The following is a 25,803-nucleotide window of genomic DNA, read 5'->3' on the forward strand; positions in this document are numbered from 1 at the left end:
CCATTTACCGGCTTCCGCTCGCATCTATTCAGGCTCCCAAACGGATAACAGAGGCTTTATGCATATCAGCTTTCCAACGACTATTCGTATGCAGCTGCTGGCTGCACATGTACTTGCACTGCTTTTGCTATTCTTTGTCAGTTCGCCATCCTTCGCGGAAACATCCCCGGACAAAAGCCCGAACGACAACAACGAATACTGTTTCATTGAGCTGGATAACGGTTTGCGGGCCATCCTGATTTCCGATAAAGCGGCTGAAAAAGCGGCAGCTTCCATGAACGTGGCCGTCGGCAGCGGTGATGACACGAGAGAGCGAGAGGGCATTTCACACTTCCTGGAGCACATGCTGTTTCTGGGTACAGAAAAGTACCCTGAGCCCGGCGAGTATCAGCAGTTCATCAAGAGCCACGGCGGTAGCCATAACGCCTTTACTGCTTTCCGCAACACCAACTACTTTTTTGACATACAGGCCGATTACCTGGAATCAGCCCTTGACCGCTTCGCCCAGCAATTTGCCGCGCCCCTGTTTACTGCCGAGCTTGTCGACCGTGAACGCAATGCCGTGCATTCGGAGTTCAGTGCCAAACAAAAGGAAGATGGTCGGCGCTTCTATTCAGTCAAGAAAGCCGCCAGCAACCCTGAGCACGCATTCCACCAGTTTGCTGTCGGAAATCTGACCACCCTTGAAAATACCGATGCCAATCCTCTTCGGCCAGACTTGATCGAATTCTGGAAAAGCCATTACTCCGCCAACCTGATGACGCTCGCGGTTTACGGCCCACAGTCTCTCGATGTGCTGGAAGCCATGGTGCGAGTGCGTTTTGGCGCCATTGAGAACCGCAACCTCAAGCCTAAGATTCACTCCGCCAGCCTGCTGAACACCAATACTCTGCCCGCCAAGGTATCTGCGGAAGCCATCAAGGATGTGCGCAGCCTGTCGCTGTCGTTCCCGATTCCATCGCAGCAGGAAAACTACCGAACCAAGCCCGCCAGCTACATTGCCAACCTCTTGGGCCATGAAGGACCGGGAAGCCTGTTTGATGTGCTCAAGAAGAATGGCCTGGCGGATAATTTGTCTGCCGGCATGGGGATGGACACGGGTACAGACGCCACTCTGGACATAAGCATTGCGCTTACACCCGAGGGCCTTAGCCGGCATAAAGAGATCGTAGCTCTGGCATTCCGATACATCGACGTCATTCGTGATCAAGGCATCAGCCAGAAGCGCTTTGAAGAAATGCAACAACTGGCCCAGATCGATTTTCGCTTTCGCGAACAAAGCGAGCCCATGCACGAGGTTATGCGCCTTTCGAGCCAGCTCCAGGACTATCCGGCAGACGACATCCTAAGCGCACCCTGGTTGATGGAACGTTACGCACCCGACCAATATCAGGCCATTCTCTCCCGGCTAACCCCGGAGAACGTGATGGTCTATTTGCTGGCCCCGCAGCTTGAACTGAACAACCCGAACCTAACCCGGTGGTATGAAACACCCTGGCAACTTGAACCTCTGGATGTGCAAGCGCTTGAGTCCGACGCGCCCAGAGCGCTGGCCAATGCGCTTCGGCTTCCACTGCCCAACCCGTTTGTGCCTGAAAACCTTACCATGGTGCCAGGCAAGACCATGGACAAGCCCGAACTCTTGAATAGCCGCGACGGCATGGCTATATGGTTTGCACGGGATACGCGCTTCAACACGCCCAAAGCCAACGTATTTTTCAGCTTGCGCACCCCTGCGGCCCGTGTGTCTGCCCGTAGCAGTGTGCTTACACACTTGCTGGTAGACAGCATTAACAGCAACTTGAATGCCTGGGCTTATTCCGCACGCCTTGCCGGGCTCGACTACAGCATTTACCCACATTTGCGCGGCGTCACCGTGCGCGTGGGTGGCTACAACGACAAGCTGCACACCTTGATGAATCGCATTCTTATGCAGATTTCAACACCCCATATAACGCAGCAGCGTTTTAATATCGCCAAGCAGAACCTGATAGACAGCTTGCAGAACAAAGCCAAGGACCGGCCGGTGGCCCAGACATCTGAGTTCATCCAGACAGCTCTGCTAGAGGGTGCCTGGAGCACGGAAGAAAAGCTACGCGCAGCTCGGGAAGTCACCCGCGATGAACTCATATCATTCACCGAGGCACTGCTCTCGGAAGTAGACCCGGTGCTACTGGCACACGGCAACATAACGGAAGCCTATGCGCTTAACCTGGCACAGCAGATTGACGCCATTGTGCTGGGAAAGAGTGAATTTGTAGCGGTTGAACGCAGCCGAGTTCGGAAGTTACCGACAACCGAAATGCTTGTTTCGCTGGATGTAGAGCACCCGGACACCGGATACACGCTATACGCACAAGGCAAGAACACCAGCTTTGAAGAACGCGCCCGCTTCCGCCTGCTCGCACAGATTATAAGTAGCCCGTTCTATGAGGAAATCCGCACCACGCGCCAACTCGGCTACATTGTGTATGCCACTCCGTTTGAAATGCTTGAGACACCCGCTCTGGGCTTTGTGGTTCAGTCCCCAAGCGCCAGCCAGAACGACATAGACAAAGCAGTTCACGAATTCGCCGCAGGCTTTGAGGAGACTCTCGGCAATTTGGATGAACAGCGCCTGAAACGCGAAAAACAGGCAGTCATCAGCAGTATTTTGGAACAGGATCGCCAACTGGGTGAGATTTCAGGTCGCTACTGGCGTGAGATTGACCGGGGCTCAGATGGCTTTGATTCCCGCGAACAACTCGCAAAGGCCGTTAATGCTGTCAGCCTTGACGAGCTGGAGGCTACCTTCCGCGACTCAGTACTGAACAGAAACAGCGCTCTGCGTGTCGTGACGGGTGGAGAGGGTTTGGGCGCCAACGAAGCCCGGGACCTTATCCTTCAGCAACCAGCGGTTATTGCAAAGTAAGCTGAAAACGCACCCAATCCTCAGGCTCATCCACGTCCCAGCGGGGCTCCAGCAAGCCAACGCTGAGCCCCAGTTTTTTGAGCCGAGCACAGGTTTGCTCAAGCACACCAGCGGTGCCCCACTCAATGCCATCAAGCATGCCGGGAACAATCCGGCGAGCACCAATCAGCACGTAACCACCGTCATCGGACGGCCCCAGGACAACATCGTAGTGTTCAAGGCCAGTCACCGCCTGGTGCACATAGCCCGGTTCGACCGATGGGCAATCGCTGCCCACAATTAATGCGTGGGCGTGTGATTGAAGGCCGTTCTCCAGAGCATTCAACATGCGACTACCCAGGTTAGCGCCCTGCTGTATTCGCTGTCCCAGCCCCCGATGCTCGATAGCGCGAACAACCTCCACCGCATCAACAGGAACAGACTCTACCTCTCTATCCCACCAGAACTGCACTGTAAGGCCTGAGCTATACAGATTTTCGAGCACCGCAAGCGTAAGTGTTAAATGTGCTCTCAAAGCCCCATCAACGCCCAGCGCAGGTATAAGGCGCGTTTTTACCCGGCCCGCTTCCGGCCATTTAGCAAACTGCATCAACACTGCATTGGGGGAGTTAGTCTTTGCCATTACGAACATCCGAACGGTAGGAGTGAGCGAGGGCCTCCGGGGACTCCCCGCGCCAATATCGCCAGCGTAAGCGCCACATAAGAAAAATCGTTTGCCATACACCCCCCTGCTCCCAGCGCCGGCTATCCGTAATGACTGGGTTCTTTATGCAGTAAGGGCGGGAAACAAGCCGAAGCCGGCGGGAAATCTCAATATCTTCCATGATGGGCACAGGCTCGAATCCCCCGAGAGCTTCAAAAACATCCCGGCGCATAAACAGCGCCTGATCGCCCGTGCAAAGACCCGTTAAGCGCGAGCGCTGGTTCATAAACCAGGCAATCACCCGGAACATCGCCCCGCGGCCGCTCAAGCGCACATTGAAGCGCCCCCAAGCTTTATCGCTTCGAAAAAAACTTGTCAGGGACTCCAGGGCGTTTAGAGGAAGGCGGGTATCCGCATGAAGAAATAGAAGAACATTGCCTTTAGCAACAGAGGCGCCTGCGTTCATCTGCACAGCCCTGCCCCTTTCTGAGTGAATCACCCGGTCTGCAAGCGGGCTTGCCAGTGCGACGGTACCATCAACACTACCAGCATCCACTACAATCAACTCATGCCCTCTGGTACGTAACGGTTGCAGGACCTCGAGCGTCTCTACAATGCCTGCAGCCTCCATCCAGACAGGCACTACGATACTTAGCACGAAAGGGTCAGACACAGCACGCTCCCAAAGCAACAGAAATCACGGTAACACCTTGAGCCATAAGCCTCAGGCCGTTATCATACCGATCTTCTTAACGAAGCGCCTTCGTAGCTCATCTGGATAGAGCGTCCCCCTCCTAAGGGGAAGGTAGCAGGTTCGAGTCCTGCCGAGGGCACCAACTTTCCTCCCACACCAGCGCTAACATCACAGGGCCCGCAACAATGCTGACCGGATCGCGCCGCTTGAATAGCCCGATCGACGATCCGAGCTCCACACCTCGCCCGCAGCTAAATACTCAAGATTCCGCTCGTAGTTACATAGCGGGATATTTCGAGTAATAACCTAGATTACGAATCAGCACCCGCAGTTGGCTGGCACCAACACTCCCACTTTGCAAATAACATAGCAATTTGTGGCATCATGATATATCTACTCTGTATAACCAAGGATCGGACGCGTGACCTTATCTATCCATGCCGATGTAGCTCCAACATTTTCTTTGGCGGCCCAACAAAATGCATACCCTCTGCTGAAACGGGTTTTAATCACACACCCCGATGCTGTTGATGAGTCCAGCACCAAAATGGTTACGGACATACGCGTCCGGCTATCCTGCCAACCCCAGTTCGTTGAGGCTGAGGAATGGTTGATAGATCGCCTTGAGTCCGGGCAATCAGTCAGATTGCAAGATCGCCCCCTGAAACCCAACTATGAAAAGTTGAGTGGATTAACTGAAGAAGTGTTGGTTCAGTTGTTATTTTCGGTGTCATATGTAGATAACAATGGGCAAAGCCATGAGCTATTTGAAAATCATCAGGTGAGCTTCCTGCCTGCTGATTACTGGGGTGGAGAGTCCAGGCAGGCAGAGCTGCTTGCTGCCTTTGTTCAACCAAACGTGCATACCGTAGAGTCCATTACCAGTCGAGTTGCGCAAGGCTTGAGAAATGCAGGGCAGAACAGCGCTATTGATGGGTATCAGTCTAATACGCGAGAGCGTCCTTTCCTGTTCGGCTCAGCTCTTTGGTCAACCCTGTTCAATGAACGACTGATGTACCTTACACCACCAAATGGATGGGCTAAGCTTGGGCAACGCATCCGCTCTGCTAGCGACATTCTTGAACATAAAACAGCCGCATGTCTCGATACCTCAGCGCTCTTTGCCAGCTGCCTCGAAAATATGGGACTGAATCCAGTGATCGCACTAACCAAGACTCACGCTTTCGCTGGCTTTTGGCTAATCGATGAATGCTTCCCTGTTCTCACGAACGACGACCCGATCGATTTGCGCAAGCGAATGGATACGGCTGATATCGTGATGTTTGAGACCACGCTCGTTACAAATGACACTCCGGTCACTTTCAAGCAGGCAATTGAACGCGCAAAGACATTGCTCGAAGAAGATCGCGAATCTGAATTCGTCATGCTGATCGATATCAAGCAAGCACGGGCAAGACGTGTGAAGCCGCTTGGAATAGTTGAAGATAAATCAGCATATGGCACTGCGTTGAGCGAAAACGGAAAGACATCATTAGCGCTCGGAATAGATGCACCACCTCCACTTCCGCCAGTTCGAGGCGATGAGCGGTTGATAGAGGATACGCCAGATACCCGCGTGGATATGTGGCAGCGAAAACTGCTGGATCTCACGAAAAGAAACCCTCTACTAAACATAAAAAGCTCTGCATTAAAGCTGTTCTGCCCGGATCTACCAACTCTTGAAGATATGTTGGCCGGCGATGAGGTATTTAGCTTTGTATCAGCAGAAGAGACCCCTTTAGTCAGCAATGAACGAAGCACAGAAGCGTTCCGTCTGAGCACAGGTGCAGACTTGCACCGCGAGTTCGCGCTGCAGCAACTCAACAATAAAAAGCTAATTATTAACGATACAGCTAAGCGAAAAGACACCAAATTGGTCGAGTTATTGCGCAAGGCCAAGAACGACCTTGAAGAAGGTGGTAGTAATACCCTATTTCTCGCACTGGGCATGTTGCGCTGGAAAGAAATGCCAGAAAGCGACAAATCATACCGCGCTCCATTGATCCTGCTGCCGGTAAAACTGGAGCGGCGCAGCGCCCAAGCCCCCGTCAAGATGCGCCAACTACAGGATGAAGAGCCCATTTTCAACCTTACGCTCATCGAGATGCTACAGACAGACTATGATATCAATTTGGATTCTTTGCGCCACGATCTTCCTGAAGATGAATCTGGAGTGGATGTTGCAGGCATTTGGAATATTGTTCGCGCTGCCATTAAAGAACAGCCTGGATTCATTGTGGTGGAGGAGATTGTTCTGGGCTCCTTCTCATTTGCAAAGTACTTGATGTGGAAGGATCTCAGAGATCGCACTGAACTCCTCAAGCAGAGCCCCTTTGTCGAACACTTGGTTGACCACCCTTCTGCAGCTTATCAACAAGAAAGTCATTTCATCGAGCGCAATCAGGTTGATGAGAAGATAAAACCGGAATCTTTCTACGCGCCACTCAATTGTGATTCGTCTCAGATGGTTGCTGTAGAAGCTTCAAGCCACCCGCAAGATTTTGTGCTTGAAGGACCGCCCGGAACCGGCAAATCGGAGACGATTGCTAATATCATTTGTCACAACCTCGCGCTGGGACGAAAGGTGCTGTTCGTGGCTGAGAAGATGGCTGCGTTGCAGGTCGTCTATCGCAGGATGGAAAAGGTCGGGTTGGCACACCTTTGCTTGGAGTTACACTCCAATAAAGCCAATAAAAAATCCGTTCTGGACCAACTAGGAGCTGCTTGGTCTCATCGTGAATCAGAAACCCAGACCGACTGGATAAGGAAAGCGCAAAAGCTTGAGGATGTCCGTGAGGGCTTGAACAAGTATGTCGCTGAACTCCACCGTCAGCACTCGCTTGGTCTTTCTGCTCGTGACGCGATGGCGCGCGTTGTTCGCTTTCAACATGAGCACCCACTAAGACTTTCATGGATCTCGGACCTATCGCAAGCCCCTGTCAAATCAGGGACGGACATCGACTCGTATTTAGAAGCCGCCCGGGATCTTGGTATTGCCTTTCGGGAGATTGAAAGCCTAGATCCGAATAGCTTCGCTCCTATCACGCAAATCGAGTTTTCCAATCAGTGGCAAACAAATACAGTCTCGCTTACCAACCGGTTAGCAATCGCGGCCAAACGGGCGCGTTCGAGCACAGAGGTATTGCTCTCGACAATTGGCTTACAAGTGAATCACATTTCAGCTCGTACGGTTGCCCAGCTAGCGAGCCTAAAGCCACTTTGTGATTTAGCTATGACGGGTGAAGTGGACTTCGCAATACAGAGTGGCGGCCCGGGCCGAGTCAAGGCACTGACTGAAGGTGTTGTATTGCACAGGCAGCTACACAAGCAAGTGACTGCCTTCGGGCATAGCCTCACGTGGCCAATGCTGGAGGAACTTGACTGGGAGCTTTGGATTGCGCGGCGAAATGAAGCGACTGGACTATTCGGCTTCTTTAAGCGGTATAGCCTGCGCAAAACAATCAGAAAAGTTGGACTGGACAAAGTCATTGATCTTTCAACCCTTGATCTGGGGATTGAAGCACGAGAAACGCTCAAGAAATTGAAATCGGCTGTATCGGATATCGACGGCACGCCGGCATGGCCAGGAGTGGATGCCGAGGCGGACAAGCTCGCCCTGATACTCGACAAGGGCGAGAGGACAATCGCACTATTGAAAAGGTTTGTTGGCGCGTTTTCAGATCCGACCGATGCTGTCATTGCACTCCGAAAACAGCTGATTGATGGGCGGGACTTCCTATCCGAGAGTTCTCAGATCGTCCGTGTAGCAAATAGCTTGCATGAAGACTACCAGACATTTGCTTCCTTGATAGGTAAAGCAGAAAAACTCAATGTAACCGTCGATACGGCTTGTGAGCTGGCCAAGGTCGTTGCCGATTTCAGAGCGATTGGAGAGCAAGGCCAGCGGTTAAATCGGTGGTGCCGATGGCTGGCAATGAAGAAGGTAGCTGCGCGTTACGAACTCGAGCCTCTATCGGCTGCGCTCGAGAATCGAGTAATTTCACCGAAAGATTGTGAAGACAATGCGATGACCGCATTGTGCGTCTGGCTGGCCCCTAAGCTTATTGACCATAGCCCTGCCCTTGTTCAGTTTGCGGGTGCATCGCATGAGTCGATGATCGAGCAATTCAGGGAGTTAGATGCCGACGTATCTGAAACAACAGCTGAGTATATCTTCGCAAAAACAGCTGGGAGCGTACCGGATCGCAATGCCTCAAACGCACCACCAGAGTATGGCGTTCTCGCGCGGGAGCTAACGAAAAAATCACGACACAAACCTGTCAGGGCACTGGTCAACGAAATGGGCAGCAGCCTGACGGATCTTGTACCCTGTTTTATGATGTCGCCACTATCGGTGGCCCAATTCCTACCTGCAGATTTTGCGCTTTTTGATCTTGTTGTATTCGACGAAGCATCTCAAATTACGACATGGGATGCCGTGGGCGCGATTGCCCGCGGAAAGAACGTGATTGTAGTAGGAGATCCCAAGCAGATGCCGCCCAGCAACACCTTTGGGCGCAAGGAGGAAGAAGATTCCGATGAAGGCGACCTTGAATCCATCCTCGACCAAGCGCTCGCGGCACGCTTACCGCATCTTCGGCTAACCGGACACTACCGTAGCCGCCATGAAACGCTAATTGCGTTCTCGAACTCTCACTACTACGAGAATCAATTAACCACCTTCCCCTCGGCCGAAACGAAACAGAGCGCAGTTACTCTGCATCGTGTAAATGGGGTCTATGCGAAGGGGCGCGGACAAACCAACTCAATTGAGGCTCAGGCCGTTGTGGGAGAGGTTGTTCGTCGACTGGAGCGAATGCTCACCGGTGTGGAACAAACGAAATCCTTAGGTATCGTCACGATTAACTCGCTGCAGCAGCGTATGGTCGAGGACTTTCTCGACGAAGCTCGACGGGAAAACCCTGCCTTGGAGCCATTCTTTACTGCGACTGATACGTTTGACCCCGTTTTCGTGAAGAATCTCGAGTCCGTGCAAGGAGACGAGCGGGATATTATTGTGCTTTCGTTGACCTATGGCCCGACGGAGTCCGGTGGGCGTACCATGAGCATGAACTTCGGACCGCTAAATAAGCAAGGTGGTGAGCGCCGCTTAAATGTCGCAGTAACCCGGGCTACAACCGAAGTGCTGGTTTTCTCAAGTTTCGACTCATCGATGGTGGATCTCTCCAGAACCAAAGCAACAGCAGTCGAACATCTCAAGAACTACCTGGAATTCGCGGAACGTGGCCCCATCGCGCTGGCCGAGTTTAGCACTGCAAATTATGGGGTTGACCAGTTCGACTCCGATTTTGAACACGCTGTTGCCATGAATCTCCGTGAGAAAGGCTGGAAAGTCCAGACCCAAGTCGGCGTATCAAAATTCCGCGTCGATCTTGGAATCGTACATCCCGATAAGCCGGGCGAATATCTTGCTGGAGTCGAATGTGACGGTGCGACTTACCATAGCTCTCCCTCAGCTAGGGATCGCGATCGTGTTCGTCAGTTAATTCTTGAAAACTTGGGCTGGCGCATCCTTCGTCTATGGTCAACGGACTACTTCCAAGACCCAGAATATGCCTTGAAAAAGCTCCACGAAAACCTGGAATTATTTCTCGAAGCAGATAGAGAGCGCAACTGTGCTCCGGCAAACGAAAGTGATGATAGTGGTATAAAGCCCCAAATACCCGAGGCGGATACTCCGGTCAGAGAACCAGTGGCCGAAGCCAGTCCCGACAAGCCCCTAGTCGTGGCTGGAAGAAGTACATATGAGCTGAATGAACAGGCCGTCGAAATCGGCGATGACCTGTTTTATGAGTTCACACAGGAGCCTCAGCATCTCGAGGATGTTTTGGCTGATTTACCTACCTACGATAAAGAGCGATATTTCTATACCGATCATCGGATGAACCTTAGCGATCTTGCTAAAGCGGTTTTAGAACGCAAAAACGGTATTACATTACACGAGCTTACGTTGAACATAGCCCAAAAACATGGACTAAACCGAAGCTCTCGCAAGCAACGCCAGCACCTGCGTGATGTGATCAAAGGCTGGGCAGGTTTCTGGCGCGAGGGCGAAGAGCGCACAACGGTTTGGCTATCGCCTGATGACATCTGTGATGAAATTCCATGGCGGGGATTGTTTGCATTTGGCGTTGAGCGCGATTGGAAAGATCTCTGTTATCAAGAGCAAACAGGAATCGCTCGAGCTGCATTAGCTGCTCAGCCAAACGATCCCATAGATTGGCTCTTCAGTGAATTTTCCATAGCTCGTCGCCACGGCTCCACTGCGGAGGTATTCCAAGTATGGTTAGATCGGGCACAACCTGATTGATAAATCCCTTGCTGGCTGGGTGTTGCAATTTCTACTTCATTATTGGCACCTAAAGCCATAAGCACGGAACACTGGACCACAACATGCGCATGTTTCTTTATAAGTACGTGGACGCCACGGCTTGGGGCCGCAAAGGACTTTCCCCCTTTAACTTTGCGATATGTATTCTGATCATTGTATCTGTCTTTCTGGCAGTAATTGAGACCGAACGTCCGATCAGAGACGCCTACCCTGCGCTCTTTGTTCTATCAGAGAGGCTTTTTTTCACATTGTTTGTCGCTGAATATTGCCTCCGAATTTACGTCGCACCGGAAAACCCAAAATACTCTGGCGCGTTCGGGCGGCTCCGCTACATAAAATCTGGATGGGCTATTTTCGATTTACTGGCACTGTTATCGTTCATTGCACCATTTGTCTCCAACTCCTTGGCTTTCTATATCAGGCTGACTCGCATATTTAGAATTCTTCGAGTATCTCGACTCGGACGGTTCACACAGGCTTGGAACCTTCTTTGGGCAGCTACAGCCAGGCGCAAGTTCGAACTGCTCATGAGCGCAACAATCGCCTTTATCCTTCTACTGGTTTCCAGCGCATTCCTATATTTATTCGAAGCAGAGCTCCAACCAGAAGACTTCGGAAGCATCCCCAGGGCTCTATGGTGGAGCGTGGCCACGTTAACAACTGTAGGGTATGGAGACGTCACGCCGATCACTGCTGCCGGTAAGTTTTTTGCCAGCCTAACAGCCATTTCAGGTATCGGTATTGTTGCTATGCCAACAGGTATACTTGCGGCTGCATTCAGTGATGCTTTCCAAGCCCGGCAGAAGGCAGATGAAAACAAGGAATAACCCAGTACTTCATGGAGGGGTGCGAGGGTTTTTATATTAATCAGGCATCGATTTTTCAGGACGAAAAATGAGGTATGCCGGCGGGTGCCGGCACGGGTGAAGCTGGATTTCAATGTGTGGTTGCTGCCTGCCACCACACTTTTGAAATAAAACACCTTATCTACTGAGGCACCGTCATTGTAAACGGCGGAGTTACCGCTGACTCCGCAAATGAAGCCGGGTCCGCTGACGTGGCATACTTCAGAGGGAAGCTCAAAAACGCATCCATAAAACTTGAGCCTGGTAGTGGATAATCCGCAATCACCGCATCTCCGAACCCGTCGAGCCAGCGATCATACTCACTGTTGTGATCCGCCTTGAAGATTTCCGTAAAGATATCGAAAGGAACATCACTGCCACCGGACGCTGCTTTTAACGCAACCTTCACATTTCCGGTAGCCGTGCTTAGCTCAGATCCAAAAGCTGCAGGGTCGACCGTATCTACATCCAGTCCCATCAGTGCGGTCTGGCCTGTGTGGTCCATCATAGCTCTATGGAAAGCCAAGGTAGTGAAAGGCGTCAGGTTAACTCTTCCGGGCTGGTTGGTGTAACTCAGCAAATTGCTGCTCTGCAAACCGACCGTGCAGGGAAATTGGGCACCATGTGCATCGAATGTTTCCTGCGGCAAGTAAAACTCTCCTTGTGCGTCGGCATCCACAATCATGGGAATATCGTTGGTTCCCTTGCAGATAATGTGGATGGTATCGCTGCCCGTGTAGGGCGCACCTGTCGCGGCCGTTCCCTCAATAACCCTGGGGCCATTACCACCGCCGCCATTGCCACCTCCGCCTCCGTCGCCACCACTGCTGCCTCCACAGCCAGCAATCAACGCGACAGCAAGACTCACCAATAAACGCTTTTTCATATCAACACCTCGTTGTGTTGACGTCCGCACATCTGCAGATAGATTCGGCAAAAACAGCGAACGCCGGGCTATTCCTATGCTTCACAACAAGATTATCGGCTGAATTAACAATCTTCTATCCCTCGTTTGAGTGAGGAGTCGGGGTTGCGGATGTATTTTCGCCACAAGGGCGCATGACTGGAGGGTTTGATATTCGCTGCTTCTGATACCAATAAGCGCTGGCCTCTATCGCCGAAACTATATTCGGACGAAATAGCCCCTGGCGCTCGAGAAACCGCTCCGTATTGGCCGTGTCGAAGCGTTTTGCCTGAATGAAGTGCAGAGCTTCCGGGTAGGTATTCATCAGTTTGGGCACCCCCGGAATGGACAGAATTGCACGCAGTACAGGTAAGGAAATGAATCGGCGTGGTGCTTTAATGCCTAGCGAACCACTGGCCATGGCAAGCACTTGCTGAAGTGTCGGGGTGTCCGGATCCAGACACAACAAACGCGCAGGCACATTTTGCCCAATTGCCGCCGCAGCGATCACAGCAGACAGGTGATCTACTGTCGTCAGCGGTAGCCAGTGTTCAGGCGTTCCAGGTACCAGTGCAAGGCGCCCCCGGGACAGATTTTCCAGCAATTGATATAAAGGCTGCGCGGCGTCCAGTTCGCCTGTTTGGCTTTGGCCCGCAACGGTTGCCGGCTGGACTTCCACCATATCCAGCGAGGTTTGTTCAGCGAACAACCTGACCTTGAGCGCAGCTTCCAATTTGCTGGCTTCGTAGGCGCCCGCTCGCCGATACACCTTTTGCCAGTTGGTTTGTTCTGGCCTAGCCGGGTCAATACCCAGTTGACTCAGGTGTTGCAGGTTTTCAAGCATAAACCCACTGATAAACACCAACCGGCAATTCAGTCTTCGGGCCAGTTTTGCAACAGACAGACTGCCTTCAACGTTAGACGTGTAGACCTCTTTGCGCGTCAGCTGCCAGGCAAAACGGGCACCAAGGTGAATCACCGCATCCACATGAGGTAGCGGCTCGGAAATGCCCAATCCGGGTGCAGACAGATCGCCGGGTAGAGCTTGTATCAAATCGCCGTTCCCCCCCAACCTGTCTACCCTTGCACGTAGCTCCGGGAGATCTTCGGGCCGACGCATCAGAGCGACAACGGTGTAATTCCGGGCGGTTAAACAGGCACATAAATGGCGTCCAATAAAGCCAGTGGCACCGGTAATTAACAGGTTCATAGAAAGATCCTTTTGGTTGAGTTCGTGAGAACCCTAAGGTATAGAGTGAACTCTAAGGTCAATAGCCTGGAGGACTTATTATGAAAATTTCCGAGCTGGAACTGCATACCGGCGTAAGCCGCCATACTTTGCGTTACTACGAAAAACAGGGGTTGCTGCGGGAAGTGAGTCGGCGCGACAACAATTACAGGGACTACCCCGAACAGGCAGTTCAGCGCGTCCACATGGTGCGGCAGTTAAAAGACCTGGGATTTTCTCTCAAGGAAATCGGTGATGTTCTGGATGCACTTCGCAAGGACACACTGGACTGCGCGCAAGGCGCCTTGCTGATGGCACAGAAGCGCGCGGTTGTAGATGAAAAGATTGCGGAGCTGAAGTCGCTCAGACAGATGCTGGAAAATGAACAGAAGCGGCTGGAACGCAGCGCCGCGCAACAGAATCAGATTGAAAATGCCCGGCCCCAAGCCCGCTCTATCGCCTCAAACAAGCTGTCAGTAGCCAATGCCAGCAGGCCGATCAGGATAGCGCCTTGTAAGACGTAAGCGGTATTACCATTCACCAGCCCCGCAATCACCGGGTCACCTAATGTGCGGGCGCCAATGGTAGAGCCAATCGCTGCGGTGGCAATGTTGATGGTAACGGATGTACGTATGCCCGCCAGTATCACTCGCCCAGCCAGCGGAAGCTCCACTTTGAACAGCACTTGTGCGGAAGACATTCCCATCCCTTTAGCAGATTCCAGCACCGTCGGGTTAATGCCGCCGAGCCCCGCCAGGGTATTTCTCAAGATTGGAAGCAAGCCATAAAGCACCAGCGCGAGGAGTGTGGGCTTCTCACCAAACCCCATAACCGGAACGGCCAGCGCCAGCACAGCGACAGGCGGCACGGTCTGGCCGATAGAGGCTATCTGGCTTACCAACGGCAAAAAGTCGCGGCCTGCAGGGCGGGTTACAAAGATGCCAGCTGAGACCGCTACCAGCGAACCAATGGTGGCAGACACCAGAACAAGCCAGATATGGCTCTGCAACAGAAACCAAAAGCTGTCTCTGGTGTAAACAAGATTGTCGTTGCCCGGCTCCACCCACGAAAACAGCGGTGCCATCGAGGGTAGCAATGCAGCCAGAGCACACAGCAAAGCAACCCAGGCAACCGGAGTAATCCACGGGCGCATTTGCATCAGGCCCCTCCCTGTAGAAGTTGTTCGCGTGTTACTGTGCCAACCGCTTCGCCAGCCTCACTGAACACCGGAAGTTCACCAGAGTTTTGCCAAACCATAATGGATAAAGCAATGCGCAGGCTGTCCGTTTCTTTCAGGACCTCGGCTAAAGGTTCTGGCTGACTGGGCAGGGCGTGGCGTGCCATCACGTCACCCACAGTTCGTAAACCCAGAAGCTTGAGGCCGCGATCACCCTTGCCTATCAGGTTTTCCACAAAGGCCGATGCAGGCCGCCGAAGAATCGCCTCTGGCGTATCGTGCTGGATAATCCGCCCCTGGTCCATCACAGCGATACGGGTGGCCAGTTTCAGGGCCTCGTCAATATCATGGGTCACGAACACCGTGGTTTTATTGAGTTGCCGCTGGATGCGCAGCATTTCCTGCTGCAGGTTTTCCCGAGTGATGGCGTCCAGTGCGCCGAACGGCTCATCCATCAGGAGAATATTGGGATCACCCGCCAGCGCTCGCGCCACGCCAACGCGCTGAGCCTGGCCGCCGGAGAGCTGATGGGGGTATTTGATGGCATCGGTGGCCGGGTCCAGCCCCAGTAAGGTTAATAATTCACTGACCCGCTCATCACGTTTGCGGGCTGGCCACTTAAGCAAGTCGGGGACCACGCCAATATTGCGAGCGACGGTCCAATGGGGAAACAACCCGGTGCTCTGTATGGCATAGCCCATATTCAGTCGCAGTGCCTCGGGGTCGGCGTTGTTGATATCTTCGCCGTCCACAAGAATTTCGCCGCTGGTGCGAGGTAGCAAGCGATTAATCATCCGCAGAGTGGTGGATTTTCCGCAACCGGAACTGCCCACCAGTACGCAGACTTCACCCGTTTCTATGGTCAAATCGATACTATCCACCGCTACGGCGTCGCCGAACCGTCGAGTGACGCCTTTCAGCTCAATCATCTGGGTGCCCTCTGGAATTTTAATGCGGACAAAATGGCATCGGCCGCCAGGGCCAGAAACACTGTGGGCAAGGCCCCAAGCAATACCAAATCCATAGCCGCCTGGCCCAAGCCTTGAAAAATGAAGGTGCCAAAGCCACCAGCACCGATCAGCGCGGCAACCGCGGTCAGGCCAATGGCTTGTATTGTGGTTATTCGAACACCCTCAATAATGACCGGCAAAGCCAGTGGCAGCTTCACCTTGAAAAATATCTGCCGTTCATTCATTCCCATGCCACGCCCGGCATCGACCACAGGCTCGGGCACCTCCATCAAAGCGACGTAGGTATTGCGCACCATCGGCAACAGGCTGTAAGCAATGAGCGCTAGCATCGCAGGCGCCCAGCCAATGCCCCGTATGCCGAGTGTTTGAAGAAAGGGATATGCGGCTGATAAAGCGCCCAAAGGTGCGATTAACAGCCCAAACAGAGCGAGGCTAGGAATGGTTTGCATAAAACTGACCAGCCCCAGCAGAGGTCTGCGTAACCGCTCTCGCCTCACCATGGCCAAAGCCAGGCCAAACGCGAGCACCGCACTGATGGCAACGGCCCCGAGAGACAGTGATAGATGCGTGGTCAGAGCCTGGGAAAACTGGTCAGCACGATTTGCGTATTCACGGATAAGCGATAGGCTGGACAACCCTTCGCGGCTGGCGCAGAACCACCAACTTACGACAACCAGAAGCACCACTGAAAACTGCAGTCGGCGGGAAGCTTTGAGCCGTCCCAGTGTTTCCAGCAGCATCAGCGCCAGAAAAAATGCCAGGCACCAGAACCCTGCACCTATGCCAATACGGGCATAGGCAGAATCCTCCGGAAGCTTGCGCAGCGCAAACACCTCAAGCAGCAGCGGCTGGGCCATCAGTGCAGTGGTGAGCAATAATATCAGCGCCCCGAAACGCTTCGGGGTAAGCTTTGTTGCGAGCACGATGACAACCGCCAGCAGGGACGACACAACCACCGCCCCAAACCAACCGGTGGCGGCATAAAGGCCGTAGCCGGTGCCAGACACAATGCGATTGGGCTGCACCACGCCAAGATCAAGCAGCCACATACATGCAAAAGCAGCCAGTGCTAGCACGGGTATTACGCGGTTTGGTGGCTTTGTTGATACGGGCACGAATCAGTCCAGATCAAGGCTCTCGAGATAATCCCGGGCCACCGCCGCGGCAGGGGCACCTTCAACCGCCACTTTTGCATTCAGCGCTTGCAGGGTTTCCAGATCGAGGGATTCAAACACCGGCTTTAGCAGCGGGCGTATTTGCGGGTATTCCTTCAACACGCTCCCACGGATGATGGGCGACGGCTGATAGACCGGCTGCACGCCTTTGGTGTCTTCCATCACTTTCAAGCCCAACGCATTAAGCCCGCCATCTGTGCCATAGGCCATGGCCCCATTAACGTCGTTGGAATCAATCGCCGCTGCACGTAACGTTGCCGCCGTGTTTCCGCCAGACAGAATCAAAAGCTGATCAGACGTCAGGTTAAACCCGTAAGCTTCCTGAAACGCGGGCAATGCGCTGGCTGATTCGACAAACTCAGCACTGGCCGCAAATTTAAAGGGCTTACCGGCGTTAATATAATCCGCCAGATCCTCCAGGGTGTTCAAATTGTGCTTTTCTGCGAGGTCGCCGCGCACACTCATGGCCCAGGTGTTGTTGGCGTTCGCAGGCGTAAGCCAAACAATGTCTTCCGCTTCGAGATCAAGCTCCGCTGCCGTGCTGTAAGCCTTTGCTGCATCTTTCCACACCGGGCTATCCGCCTTGCCGTAAAAGAACGCGGCGTTGCCTGTGTACTCAGGGTACAGATCAATCTCTCCGGCCTTGATTGCACTACGCACGATACTGGTGCTGCCAAGTTGTAGACGATTCTCTACCGCAATGTTCGCACTCTCCAGGCGCTGCAGGATCATCTGGCCGAGAACGCTGCCTTCTGTGTCGATTTTCGATGACACCACCACCGGCTCTTGTGCAGAAACCGCGCCCGTCACAAACACCAAGGCAAGCGCAAGGCAACTCACTATGGATTGTGATATTCCACGGCACCTTCTGTTTGGAACCAGTGCACTACGCAGATGCTTTACTCGATATTTTCTGATAATTGGCAAAGACACAGGCATTCCCCTTGTTCACGGGGCCGCAATAGGCAGCCCAAAGTTCATTGAGTTCTAAAACGTTTTGCACACTCAGCCTTGAACGGCCGCCAAAGCCACTCTCAGGTTTTCTACTGATCGATCTACATTGTTCAGCTTTTCCAACCCAAACAAGCCCATACGGAAGGTACGGAAGCTCTCGGGTTCGCCACACATCATTGGCACACCGGCTGCTATCTGCAGGCCCTGTTCACGGAACAAGCTAGTGTTGTGAATATTGAGGTTGTCGGTATGCAGAACCACCACACTGGGCGATTCAAAGCCCGGGGCCGCAACGCTTTTGAAGCCAGCACTGTAAAACAGTTCGCGCACCTGCCTGCCAAGTTCTTCCTGTCGCCGGTAAAGCAACTCAGGGCCGGCTTTCAGTGTTTCGAGCATGGCATCGCGGAGAACAACCAGGGTGTCTGTCGGCATGGTGGCATGATATGCATGATTACCGGATTCATAGGCCTGCATAATCTGCGACCATTTGCGCAAATCCCCCGCAAAGCTACTGCTGGTGGTTTCTTCCATTCGGGCAATGGCGCGTTCACTCAACGTAATCAACGCGGCGCAGGGTGAAGCGCTCCAGCCTTTTTGAGGCGCAGTGATGAGCACATCCACGCCACAGGCCGTGGTATCAACCCATAGGGCACCAGAGGCTACGCAATCCAGTACAAACAGGCCGTTAACCTCTTTTACGGCTTCACCAATGATGGTCAGGTAGTCGTCGGGCAGTACAATACCGGCGGCAGTTTCCACGTGCGGTACAAACACAACGGCGGGTTTTTCTGCCCGGATACGCTGCGCAACTTCCTCCGCCGGCACTGGCGCGTAGGCGGCCTGAGGCGAATCGTCCAACGGTTGTGCTTGAAGTACGGTAACGCGATCAGTGATTCGGCCTGCTTCCAGTATTTGCGTCCATCGATAGCTGAACCAGCCATTGCGAATTACCAGGCAGCGCTCGTCGTTGGCAAACTGGCGAGCCACGGCTTCCATACCAAAACTACCGCCACCAGGCACGATTACAGCGCCCCTGGCGTTATACACTTGCCGCAGAGTGGAGGAAATATCCCGCATTGCTTGCTGGAATGGCGCAGACATATGGTTCAGTGAACGATCATTGAATACCACGGAATATTCCAATAGCCCGTCGGGGTCGATAGAAGGAAACAATTTGGACATGGGGCCTGGGTTCCTTGCCTGATGCAGTTTGTGAATGAATCGTCTATGGTATGAGTCTAACAAATCTGGCGTTATGCGCTTTATTTCTTACGTTTTCTGCAAGCCTACTTGTGGAACCCGACAAAAGCTTATAAATTGACCAAAGCGGCCAAGTTCCCGCTTTTTCTTTATTTATACAGACAACACACTTGGTGAGCCTGTGAGATCATTATTCTCAGAGATCATTCCTTCCTACCATTTAAGCGTCCGCCGTCAGGTTGGCACTGCTGGTGTGTTGCCCGCTTTTCTCTTTTCTCGCTGAATCCGCTTTAGAAACGCCGGGTTCGGCGCCTGAATCCTGAAATTTTGAATTACTAATTATATTTTTTGGAGATAACTATGGCTGATATGCCGGAAGTTCTGGTTGCTGAAGAAGATTTCAACCGCTTGACCACCTTGATCGAAAAACAGGGCGACTCGGATGTGGCAGATGGCCTGGATGATGAGCTGAGCCGCGCCACACTGGTGCCGCTGGCAGACATGCCCGCTCACGTGGTGACCATGAATTCAAGGGTGCGTTTTCAGAATGCAGATAGCGGGCAGGAGCAGGAGCTGACGCTGGTCTATCCTCACGAAGTAGGCACTGGAGAAGGCAAGATCTCTATACTGGCACCGGCTGGCTCAGCTTTGCTTGGACTTGCTGTGGGCGATTCCATCGAGTGGCCAATCCGGGGTCGCAACAACATTCATCTTAAGATCATTGAGGTTACCCGAGAGGGCTAATCGCCGGGTAACCGTTTGCGGGGGCGTCCTGAAAAGCTCGCCCCGTTAGCTGTCTTTCCTCACCAACCGGAACTGCTCAATGGTTTGTCTGAGCGCTTCTGCCATCACCAGCAAATCACCTGCAATACCTGCGGTTTCCTGAACATCGGTTGCTGCCTGCTCGGCTGAACGACTGATTTCAATCACGTTCTGGTTGATAATTTCTGACACATCACTCTGCTCGTTCGCCGCACTTTCCATTTCCTGATTAAGTGACGTAATTTCGCGAACCGCCGACGCAATGCTTTGCAGCTCAGATTCCACCTTCAGAATCGCATCCACCTGATGCCCTGCCATATCCGAGGCGTCGCTCATGGTCTCCACACATTCCGTCACTTCGCTTTGCAGGGAGTGAATCGTTTTGCGAATTTCCTCTGTGGAAACCTGTGTCCGTGAGGCAAGTGCCCGAACCTCATCTGCAACCACTGAGAAACCACGGCCCTGCTCACCCGCTCTGGCAGCTTCAATGGCGGCATTCAGCGCCAGCAGGTTGGTCTGCTCAGCTATGTTGGAGATTTCTTCCAGCATCTTCGCCATCTGGCTGGTACGTTGATTCAGGTCCCCGATTCGTTTTGCACCACTCTGGACTTCCGTATTCAACGCCTCAATGCCTTCTACCGCAGTGCGTGCGAGCTGCTCACCGCTGTTCGCAGACTCCGCCGTTTCTGCCGACTTTCGAGCTGTATGGTTGGCATTTTCCCGCACCTGAACAGCAGATGACGCCATCTCGGTGGTTGCGCTGGCAACCTGATCCGTATTGTCTTTTTGAGCTGTGACTTCACGGCCCGTAGTTTGTGCTTTTTCAGCAATGCTTCGCGCTGCCTGCTCAACCTGCTCGGCGTTATCCATAACCGTATTCATGCTTTCACGGATTTTTGCCATCATACGATTAAACGCAAGGGAGACCGTCCCGATTTCATCATTTCGTGATACATCAAGTGCAATGGTGAGATCGGAATTTCGGGAAATCTCATCCATACTCATCTGAAGTCGGCGCAAGCGCGAGAAGACCAGTCGATTCAATGCCAGCCCGGTCAGGAAAAACACGACAACAAAGATCACAACCTGCATGCCACCACTGGTTAGCAACTGCTGCCGCAAACTGTCGTCACTCTCAGCAAGAGAATAATCCACACGAATCGCACCCAGTACGTCGCCTTCTTGGGCCTGATGACAACCCAGGCAGTCCACACCCTGGTAGTCTGACTGCGCAATCACCGGATCAATTAGCGTGTAAACACGCCCGTTTTCATTGCTTGAGTAGAGCTCAATCCGTTGGCCAGCCAGCGCTTTTCTGTCATCGGGGTCACGCTTCTGCTCGGCCTGAGTACCCTTACCGAACATCCGATTGAGTTGGTCACTACGAATCACCCTCACGTCCAGCACATCCTCGGGCGCCATCACTTTGTCCCGAAGCACCTCGCGGTTGCTGATCGTGCCAGTCACCATCATGGTGTTCAGCCCGTCAAAATAGGACTTGGCAAGGCCATCCACATATTTGTGACTGAACTCTTCCATATGGTCGCGCTGGGCATTGGCGCTATAGAGCACAGTAAAAACGAGGATAAGTGAAAAAGCGGCTGCCAGCGCAGCGAGCAGCAGAAATCGAATGGAATATTGGTTTTTCATAGTGACCCGATCGAAAGAACAATGAACACCAGGCTTTATCTGGCGCTTTCAAACATTCTATGTGGTTGACGGCTAAAGGACGGTTAACTTTATAGATATACGTCAAATAGTTACTGACTCAGATCAGAATCGCTCATATTTCATTGGCTGGCCCGAAATGTGCATCCGATATAAAACAGACGATAATTTTCTGGCGCGCTTGTGCGAGCCAGTGGAGGAATAGATGCCATGTCACTGCTGACATCACTTATCCAGGCAAGCACCCGCTTTCAGCAAACACTGGAAAACCGCCCTGCGGCAAACGGGCCCGCTGAACAGAACGCCAAGGGCGCAGCCAGCGCTGAGGCATTACAACCTTCCGGCCCTGGGGACGACCGTTTCACGCCTTCAGGAGACCTATTGGCTGATGCGGGCAAGCTTAAATCACAGAAGTTGCCACTGTCGGACTACAAGCAGACAGTAGGGCAGGATCTTGCCTTCGTCAGGGAAACCCTGCGGCACAAACTTGCCGAATACAACTTGAATCCGTCGTTGGCAATCAGCGTCAACAAAAACGATAGCGGTAAAATTGAGGTAGGCGGGAACCTGACAGAGGAAACCCGCAGCCAAATTGAGAAGGATTTGAACGTTAACAAAAACTTTGCGGATGCCTTCAGCCGGCTAAGCCAAAACGAGCCGACGCTGCACTTTATGGACAATGCTTTGAAGCTCAACCAGGCCTACGGCGTTAATAATTCACTGCTGGATACGCTGATCAGCGAAAACCAGCAGTTCAACGGCCTGCAGGATCTCGTGCACCGCTACGACACCCTGCGGCGCTCCGCTCCGACTGACCAATTTAACGTTGCAGCCAACCGGGGCGCTTACGCCTTCAACCTGAACACCCGAGCCTGAGCCCTACTGTTCAAACGGTGTCGGATCGCCCTTGCCCACCCGGGTAACCTCCGGCACTTCACCGGTAAAGTTCACCACGGTGGTTGGCTCCATGCCACAGAAGCCGCCATCGATAATCAAATCAAGCTCGTGCTGCAGCGTATCCCGTATATCGTAGGGGTCTGTCATGGGGTCAGACTCACCCGGTAAAATCAACGTGCTGCTCATAATAGGCTCGCCAAGCTCACCCAAGAGATCCCGGACAATCGCATTATCAGGAACCCGCACACCAATCGTGCGACGCTTCGGGTTCAGCAGGCGCCTTGGCACCTCACTCGTTGCATCCAAAATAAAGGTATAAGGACCGGGCGTGAAGGTTTTCAGCAACCGGTACTGGGTGTTATCCACCTTGGCATACACACCGATATCCGACAGATCCCGGCACACCAATGTGAAGTTATGCTTATCGTCCAGCTTTCGAATGCGCTTTATCTTGTCTGCCGCCGGTTTCTCACCCAAATGGCACCCAAGGGCATACCCGGAGTCGGTAGGGTACACAATCACACCCCCACCACGAAGAATCTCAACCGCCTGCTTGATCAACCGCTTTTGAGGATTTTCCGGATGAATCTGAAAAAACTGGCTCATGAAAGCCCTCCATTGTGATATTTAGCGCCTGAAGCCGCCGATTAAGAATCCGCCTTGGAACCGCCCATACAATTTGGCGAACTGGGCGCAACCTGCCCGGATGCATCCCACTCTTCAGGAGAGTATAGATGCAACGCCAGCGCATGCACGCCACCGGCCATTTGCAACTCTTCAGAAAGCAGCTGATAAATAGTCTGATGCCGCTTAACCTTCATCTGCCCTGCAAACGTTGGCGACACCATGGTCACCTTGAAGTGCGTCTCCGAATTAGGCGGCACGCTGTGCTTGTGACTCTCGTTCTCCACCTGAAGAATGCTGGCGCTAAACGCCTCATTCAGCTTGGCTTCAATTGCATTCTGCATTTTCATTACTTATTAACTCCACAGTTCGCTCTGTATGTAGTGGCGATATCTCTGAGCCTGAAGCGGCTGTGGGCGTCGGCTTCCCAAAAGTGTGTGTTGCCAGGGATGGCAACACCAAGCCCCCATGGATGGGTTCACGGCGTCTTTTGGGAAGCCGACGCCCGCAGCCGCCACCTCCAGAGCAAACAGTCTACTACAGAACAAGCAGCCCCCGAACCTTGACACCCAACACCCAAACCGCCACATTCCCCACCACCCCAAATCCAGACAAAACCATACCCAAACATGCTTCTCTACATAGCTGAAAAACCCAGCCTCGGCAGAGCCATTGCCGCCGCCCTCCCCGGCCCCTACCAAAAAGGCCAGGGCTGGATTCGCTGTGGCAAAGGCAATGAGGCTGCGACCGTGAGCTGGTGCATCGGCCACCTGTTGGAACCCGCCGAGCCGGCAAGTTACAACCCGGCGTGGAAAACGTGGCGCCAGCACGACCTCCCCATGTTCCCGGACAAATGGCAGCTAACCCCAAAAGACAGCGTGCGCCAGCAACTCAACGTACTGGAGTCCCTGATTCGGCAAGCGAAATCGATCGTTCATGCCGGAGACCCTGACAGAGAAGGCCAACTGCTGGTTGATGAGGTAATACGCTATTTCGGAACCCAGGCCCCCGTAAAACGCATACTCATCAACGATCTGACACCTGCAGCAGTGGCCAAAGCCATACAGCACCCCAGAGACAACCTGGAATTTCGCAGGCTGTCCCACTCGGCCCTCGCCCGGCAGCGAGCCGACTGGCTCTACGGCATCAACCTTACCCGTTTTTACACCCTGAACTACCAGCAGCAGGGCCAAAAAGGCGTCTACTCCGTGGGCCGGGTACAAACTCCGGTGCTGGGTCTGGTGGTGGAGCGCGATAACACCATCGAGAACTTCGAACCCAAGCCCTACTTCCCCATTGAGGCACGATTCAAAGCCCAGGAAGAAGAGGCAGACCAACGGCCGTTCACCGCCAAATGGCTGCCGGACGAACAATTCCAGGATCATCTGGACGAAGAAAACCGCCTATTGGATCGCGCCACCGCCGAGCAGATTGCCGCCAGTATTCACAACCGGCCAGGCTCCATATTGGAATCCCGCTTCCGCGACCGTTCAGAAACACCGCCCCTGCCCTTATCTCTCTCGGCTCTGCAAATTGAGGCGGGGCGCCTGTTCCGCATGGGGGCCAAGGATGTGCTGGACACAGCGCAGAGTCTTTACGAGCGGCACCAGTTGATCACCTACCCCCGATCAGACTCCCGATACCTGCCAGAAGGCCACTTTGCCCAGCGCGAGCAAGTCACCGGTGCTATTGCCCGAATCTCGCCTGATCTTGCAGATGCCTGTACCAAAGCCGACTTCAGCCGCAGAACAGCCGCGTGGAACGATAAAAAGGTTGATGCCCACCACGCCATTATTCCAACCAGTCGCACGGCACCCAACGGCAAACTTAGTGACGGCGAACAGAAGATCTATGGGCTTATCAGCAGCTACTATTTGATGCAGTTCTTTGCCGATACCATACACCGCGAAGGCCAACTTACTGTGCGAGTATCAGAACACCGATTCCGCGCATCAGAAACAGCCGTGCTTGAACCCGGCTGGAAAGTTCTGGAGCTAAAACTCCGGGAGAATAAAAAGGACCCCGCCAAAGCACCGCTGCCACGCCTGAGCCAAGGCGAACCCGTATTCTGCGAAAACAGCACCGTACTCCAGCGGAAGACCAAGCCCCCCCAGTATTTTACCGATGCCACGTTGCTCTCGGCGATGACGAACATTGCTCGATTTGTAACCGACCCCGAACTCCGCAAAACCCTGCGAGAAACTGACGGATTGGGCACTGAAGCAACTCGAGCGAACATAATCGACACTCTGTTCAAACGGGACTACCTGTGTCGGGATAGCCGACATATTCGCGCCACCGACAAAGGTAAAACGCTGATCAGCGCACTGCCACAATCGGTCAGCACACCGGACAGAACTGCTGTCTGGGAAGCAACACTGGAAAGTATCCGCAGGGGCGAGGACGACCCCCGAAAGTTCCTGGACACGCTGAAGGCCGAGATACGCCGCTTCATTGGCACCAAGGTGGATGCGCCTGGTTCAGACTCCAAATCCAAAGCACCCAACTGCCCAAAATGTCGCACGCCAATGGCCGAGAGAGATGGAAAATTTGGTCGCTTCTTTGCCTGTACTCGGTACCCGGACTGCCGAGGCACGCGCCCGATTGAAGATGCGACTCCGCAAGACGGTACCGGGCAAAAACCCGTACCCTGCTCCCACTGTTTTTCGCCCCTGGTCAGGAGGAAAGGTAAAAAAGGCTGGTTCTGGGGCTGCAGTAATTTTCCTGCCTGCCGACAAACGGTAGACGACAACAACGGAAAGCCTGCAATTCCTTTACGCAAGGCTACATAACGACAC

Annotated in this window: 19 protein-coding genes and 1 tRNA gene; 8 read left to right on the plus strand and 12 right to left on the minus strand. The window is 53.3% G+C overall.

Going from position 1 to position 25,803, the window contains the following annotated elements; genetic code table 11:
- The first annotated feature begins 58 nt into the window (after window positions 1-58).
- Entirely contained in the window at window positions 59-2,911 is a 2,853-nt protein-coding gene (locus AADB16_RS13500) for an insulinase family protein (RefSeq protein WP_410803969.1), read from the plus strand.
- Here AADB16_RS13500 and AADB16_RS13505 read toward each other — a convergent pair.
- Together AADB16_RS13505 and AADB16_RS13510 are read right to left on the minus strand one after the other, a co-directional pair.
- Window positions 2,898-3,533 (minus strand): TIGR04282 family arsenosugar biosynthesis glycosyltransferase, encoded by a 636-nt coding sequence (locus AADB16_RS13505; protein ID WP_410803971.1) that lies wholly within the window; start codon window positions 3,531-3,533, stop codon window positions 2,898-2,900. The genes AADB16_RS13500 and AADB16_RS13505 overlap by 14 nt on opposite strands.
- The gene (locus AADB16_RS13510; RefSeq protein WP_410803973.1) at window positions 3,520-4,227 is read right to left on the minus strand and encodes a TIGR04283 family arsenosugar biosynthesis glycosyltransferase; all 708 of its coding nucleotides are present in this window, start codon (window positions 4,225-4,227) and stop codon (window positions 3,520-3,522) included. The genes AADB16_RS13505 and AADB16_RS13510 overlap by 14 nt, the downstream gene beginning before the upstream one ends.
- Before the next feature lie 86 nt (window positions 4,228-4,313).
- On the opposite strand from AADB16_RS13510, the gene AADB16_RS13515 reads away from it, so the two are divergent.
- The 3 genes from AADB16_RS13515 to AADB16_RS13525 all read left to right on the plus strand — a co-directional run bounded on the left by AADB16_RS13515 (window position 4,314) and on the right by AADB16_RS13525 (window position 11,427).
- Window positions 4,314-4,390: transfer RNA gene (locus AADB16_RS13515), tRNA-Arg, on the plus strand.
- Window positions 4,391-4,669: 279 nt separating this feature from the next.
- Window positions 4,670-10,579, plus strand: a complete 5,910-nt coding sequence (locus AADB16_RS13520; RefSeq protein ID WP_410803975.1) for a DUF4011 domain-containing protein — start codon at window positions 4,670-4,672, stop codon at window positions 10,577-10,579.
- 83 nt (window positions 10,580-10,662) lie between these two features.
- Window positions 10,663-11,427 (plus strand): ion transporter, encoded by a 765-nt coding sequence (locus AADB16_RS13525; RefSeq protein ID WP_410803977.1) that lies wholly within the window; start codon window positions 10,663-10,665, stop codon window positions 11,425-11,427.
- A 160-nt stretch (window positions 11,428-11,587) separates the two neighbouring features.
- On the opposite strand, the gene AADB16_RS13530 is transcribed toward AADB16_RS13525, so the two are convergent.
- On the minus strand, window positions 11,588-12,331 hold the full coding sequence (locus tag AADB16_RS13530; protein WP_410803978.1) for a hypothetical protein: 744 nt from the start codon (window positions 12,329-12,331) through the stop codon (window positions 11,588-11,590).
- A 115-nt stretch (window positions 12,332-12,446) separates the two neighbouring features.
- Window positions 12,447-13,559 carry an SDR family oxidoreductase gene (locus AADB16_RS13535; RefSeq protein WP_410803980.1) on the minus strand — a complete coding sequence of 371 codons (1,113 nt, stop codon included), beginning with the start codon at window positions 13,557-13,559 and terminating at the stop codon, window positions 12,447-12,449.
- 80 nt (window positions 13,560-13,639) lie between these two features.
- Here AADB16_RS13535 and AADB16_RS13540 point away from each other — a divergent pair, with 80 nt between their 5' ends.
- A complete protein-coding gene (locus AADB16_RS13540) occupies window positions 13,640-14,101 on the plus strand; it encodes a MerR family transcriptional regulator (protein ID WP_309045591.1) in 462 nt (153 codons plus the stop codon).
- On the opposite strand, the gene AADB16_RS13545 is transcribed toward AADB16_RS13540, so the two are convergent.
- From AADB16_RS13545 to AADB16_RS13565, 5 genes are all read right to left on the minus strand, one after another.
- Window positions 13,999-14,730 (minus strand): ABC transporter permease, encoded by a 732-nt coding sequence (locus tag AADB16_RS13545; RefSeq protein ID WP_309045650.1) that lies wholly within the window; start codon window positions 14,728-14,730, stop codon window positions 13,999-14,001. The genes AADB16_RS13540 and AADB16_RS13545 overlap by 103 nt on opposite strands.
- A gap of 5 nt (window positions 14,731-14,735) precedes the next feature.
- The gene (locus AADB16_RS13550) at window positions 14,736-15,683 is read right to left on the minus strand and encodes an ABC transporter ATP-binding protein (protein ID WP_410803982.1); all 948 of its coding nucleotides are present in this window, start codon (window positions 15,681-15,683) and stop codon (window positions 14,736-14,738) included.
- On the minus strand, window positions 15,680-16,840 hold the full coding sequence (locus AADB16_RS13555) for an ABC transporter permease (RefSeq protein ID WP_410803984.1): 1,161 nt from the start codon (window positions 16,838-16,840) through the stop codon (window positions 15,680-15,682). The genes AADB16_RS13550 and AADB16_RS13555 overlap by 4 nt, the downstream gene beginning before the upstream one ends.
- Window positions 16,841-16,843: 3 nt before the next feature.
- Window positions 16,844-17,740, minus strand: coding sequence for an ABC transporter substrate-binding protein (locus AADB16_RS13560; protein ID WP_410803986.1), 897 nt, complete (start codon window positions 17,738-17,740; stop codon window positions 16,844-16,846).
- Between the two features lie 165 nt (window positions 17,741-17,905).
- Window positions 17,906-19,036: an aminotransferase class V-fold PLP-dependent enzyme gene (locus AADB16_RS13565; RefSeq protein WP_410803987.1), complete on the minus strand. Its 1,131-nt coding sequence runs from the start codon at window positions 19,034-19,036 to the stop codon at window positions 17,906-17,908.
- 378 nt (window positions 19,037-19,414) lie between these two features.
- On the opposite strand from AADB16_RS13565, the gene rnk reads away from it, so the two are divergent.
- On the plus strand, window positions 19,415-19,798 hold the full coding sequence (gene rnk, locus AADB16_RS13570; RefSeq protein WP_298450458.1) for a nucleoside diphosphate kinase regulator: 384 nt from the start codon (window positions 19,415-19,417) through the stop codon (window positions 19,796-19,798).
- 45 nt (window positions 19,799-19,843) lie between these two features.
- On the opposite strand, the gene AADB16_RS13575 is transcribed toward rnk, so the two are convergent.
- Window positions 19,844-21,466, minus strand: a complete 1,623-nt coding sequence (locus AADB16_RS13575; protein WP_410803989.1) for a methyl-accepting chemotaxis protein — start codon at window positions 21,464-21,466, stop codon at window positions 19,844-19,846.
- A 228-nt stretch (window positions 21,467-21,694) separates the two neighbouring features.
- Between AADB16_RS13575 and AADB16_RS13580 the strand changes: the two genes are divergently transcribed.
- Window positions 21,695-22,360 (plus strand): hypothetical protein, encoded by a 666-nt coding sequence (locus AADB16_RS13580; RefSeq protein WP_410803990.1) that lies wholly within the window; start codon window positions 21,695-21,697, stop codon window positions 22,358-22,360.
- A 3-nt stretch (window positions 22,361-22,363) separates the two neighbouring features.
- Here the strand turns inward: AADB16_RS13580 and AADB16_RS13585 are convergent, their stop codons facing one another.
- Window positions 22,364-22,987 carry an L-threonylcarbamoyladenylate synthase gene (locus tag AADB16_RS13585; protein WP_410803991.1) on the minus strand — a complete coding sequence of 208 codons (624 nt, stop codon included), beginning with the start codon at window positions 22,985-22,987 and terminating at the stop codon, window positions 22,364-22,366.
- A gap of 41 nt (window positions 22,988-23,028) precedes the next feature.
- Entirely contained in the window at window positions 23,029-23,355 is a 327-nt protein-coding gene (locus tag AADB16_RS13590) for a BolA family protein (RefSeq protein ID WP_410803992.1), read from the minus strand.
- A 279-nt stretch (window positions 23,356-23,634) separates the two neighbouring features.
- Here AADB16_RS13590 and AADB16_RS13595 point away from each other — a divergent pair, with 279 nt between their 5' ends.
- Window positions 23,635-25,797, plus strand: a complete 2,163-nt coding sequence (locus AADB16_RS13595; RefSeq protein ID WP_410803994.1) for a DNA topoisomerase 3 — start codon at window positions 23,635-23,637, stop codon at window positions 25,795-25,797.
- The last annotated feature ends 6 nt before the right edge of the window (window positions 25,798-25,803 follow it).

Source organism: Marinobacter sp. KMM 10035 (assembly GCF_046537445.1).
Classification (GTDB): Bacteria; Pseudomonadota; Gammaproteobacteria; order Pseudomonadales; family Oleiphilaceae; genus Marinobacter; species Marinobacter sediminicola.

Coding starts and splice junctions, on each gene's coding strand:
- AADB16_RS13565 (WP_410803987.1), bottom strand. CDS start 19,036: ATGTCCAAATTGTTTCCTTCTATCGACCCCGACGGGCTATTGGAATAT.
- AADB16_RS13545 (WP_309045650.1), bottom strand. CDS start 14,730: ATGCGCCCGTGGATTACTCCGGTTGCCTGGGTTGCTTTGCTGTGTGCT.
- AADB16_RS13590 (WP_410803992.1), bottom strand. CDS start 23,355: ATGAAAATGCAGAATGCAATTGAAGCCAAGCTGAATGAGGCGTTTAGC.
- AADB16_RS13535 (WP_410803980.1), bottom strand. CDS start 13,559: ATGAACCTGTTAATTACCGGTGCCACTGGCTTTATTGGACGCCATTTA.
- AADB16_RS13505 (WP_410803971.1), bottom strand. CDS start 3,533: ATGGCAAAGACTAACTCCCCCAATGCAGTGTTGATGCAGTTTGCTAAA.
- AADB16_RS13550 (WP_410803982.1), bottom strand. CDS start 15,683: ATGATTGAGCTGAAAGGCGTCACTCGACGGTTCGGCGACGCCGTAGCG.
- AADB16_RS13530 (WP_410803978.1), bottom strand. CDS start 12,331: ATGAAAAAGCGTTTATTGGTGAGTCTTGCTGTCGCGTTGATTGCTGGC.
- rnk (WP_298450458.1), top strand. CDS start 19,415: ATGGCTGATATGCCGGAAGTTCTGGTTGCTGAAGAAGATTTCAACCGC.
- AADB16_RS13540 (WP_309045591.1), top strand. CDS start 13,640: ATGAAAATTTCCGAGCTGGAACTGCATACCGGCGTAAGCCGCCATACT.
- AADB16_RS13525 (WP_410803977.1), top strand. CDS start 10,663: ATGCGCATGTTTCTTTATAAGTACGTGGACGCCACGGCTTGGGGCCGC.
- AADB16_RS13585 (WP_410803991.1), bottom strand. CDS start 22,987: ATGAGCCAGTTTTTTCAGATTCATCCGGAAAATCCTCAAAAGCGGTTG.
- AADB16_RS13575 (WP_410803989.1), bottom strand. CDS start 21,466: ATGAAAAACCAATATTCCATTCGATTTCTGCTGCTCGCTGCGCTGGCA.
- AADB16_RS13580 (WP_410803990.1), top strand. CDS start 21,695: ATGTCACTGCTGACATCACTTATCCAGGCAAGCACCCGCTTTCAGCAA.
- AADB16_RS13595 (WP_410803994.1), top strand. CDS start 23,635: ATGCTTCTCTACATAGCTGAAAAACCCAGCCTCGGCAGAGCCATTGCC.
- AADB16_RS13500 (WP_410803969.1), top strand. CDS start 59: ATGCATATCAGCTTTCCAACGACTATTCGTATGCAGCTGCTGGCTGCA.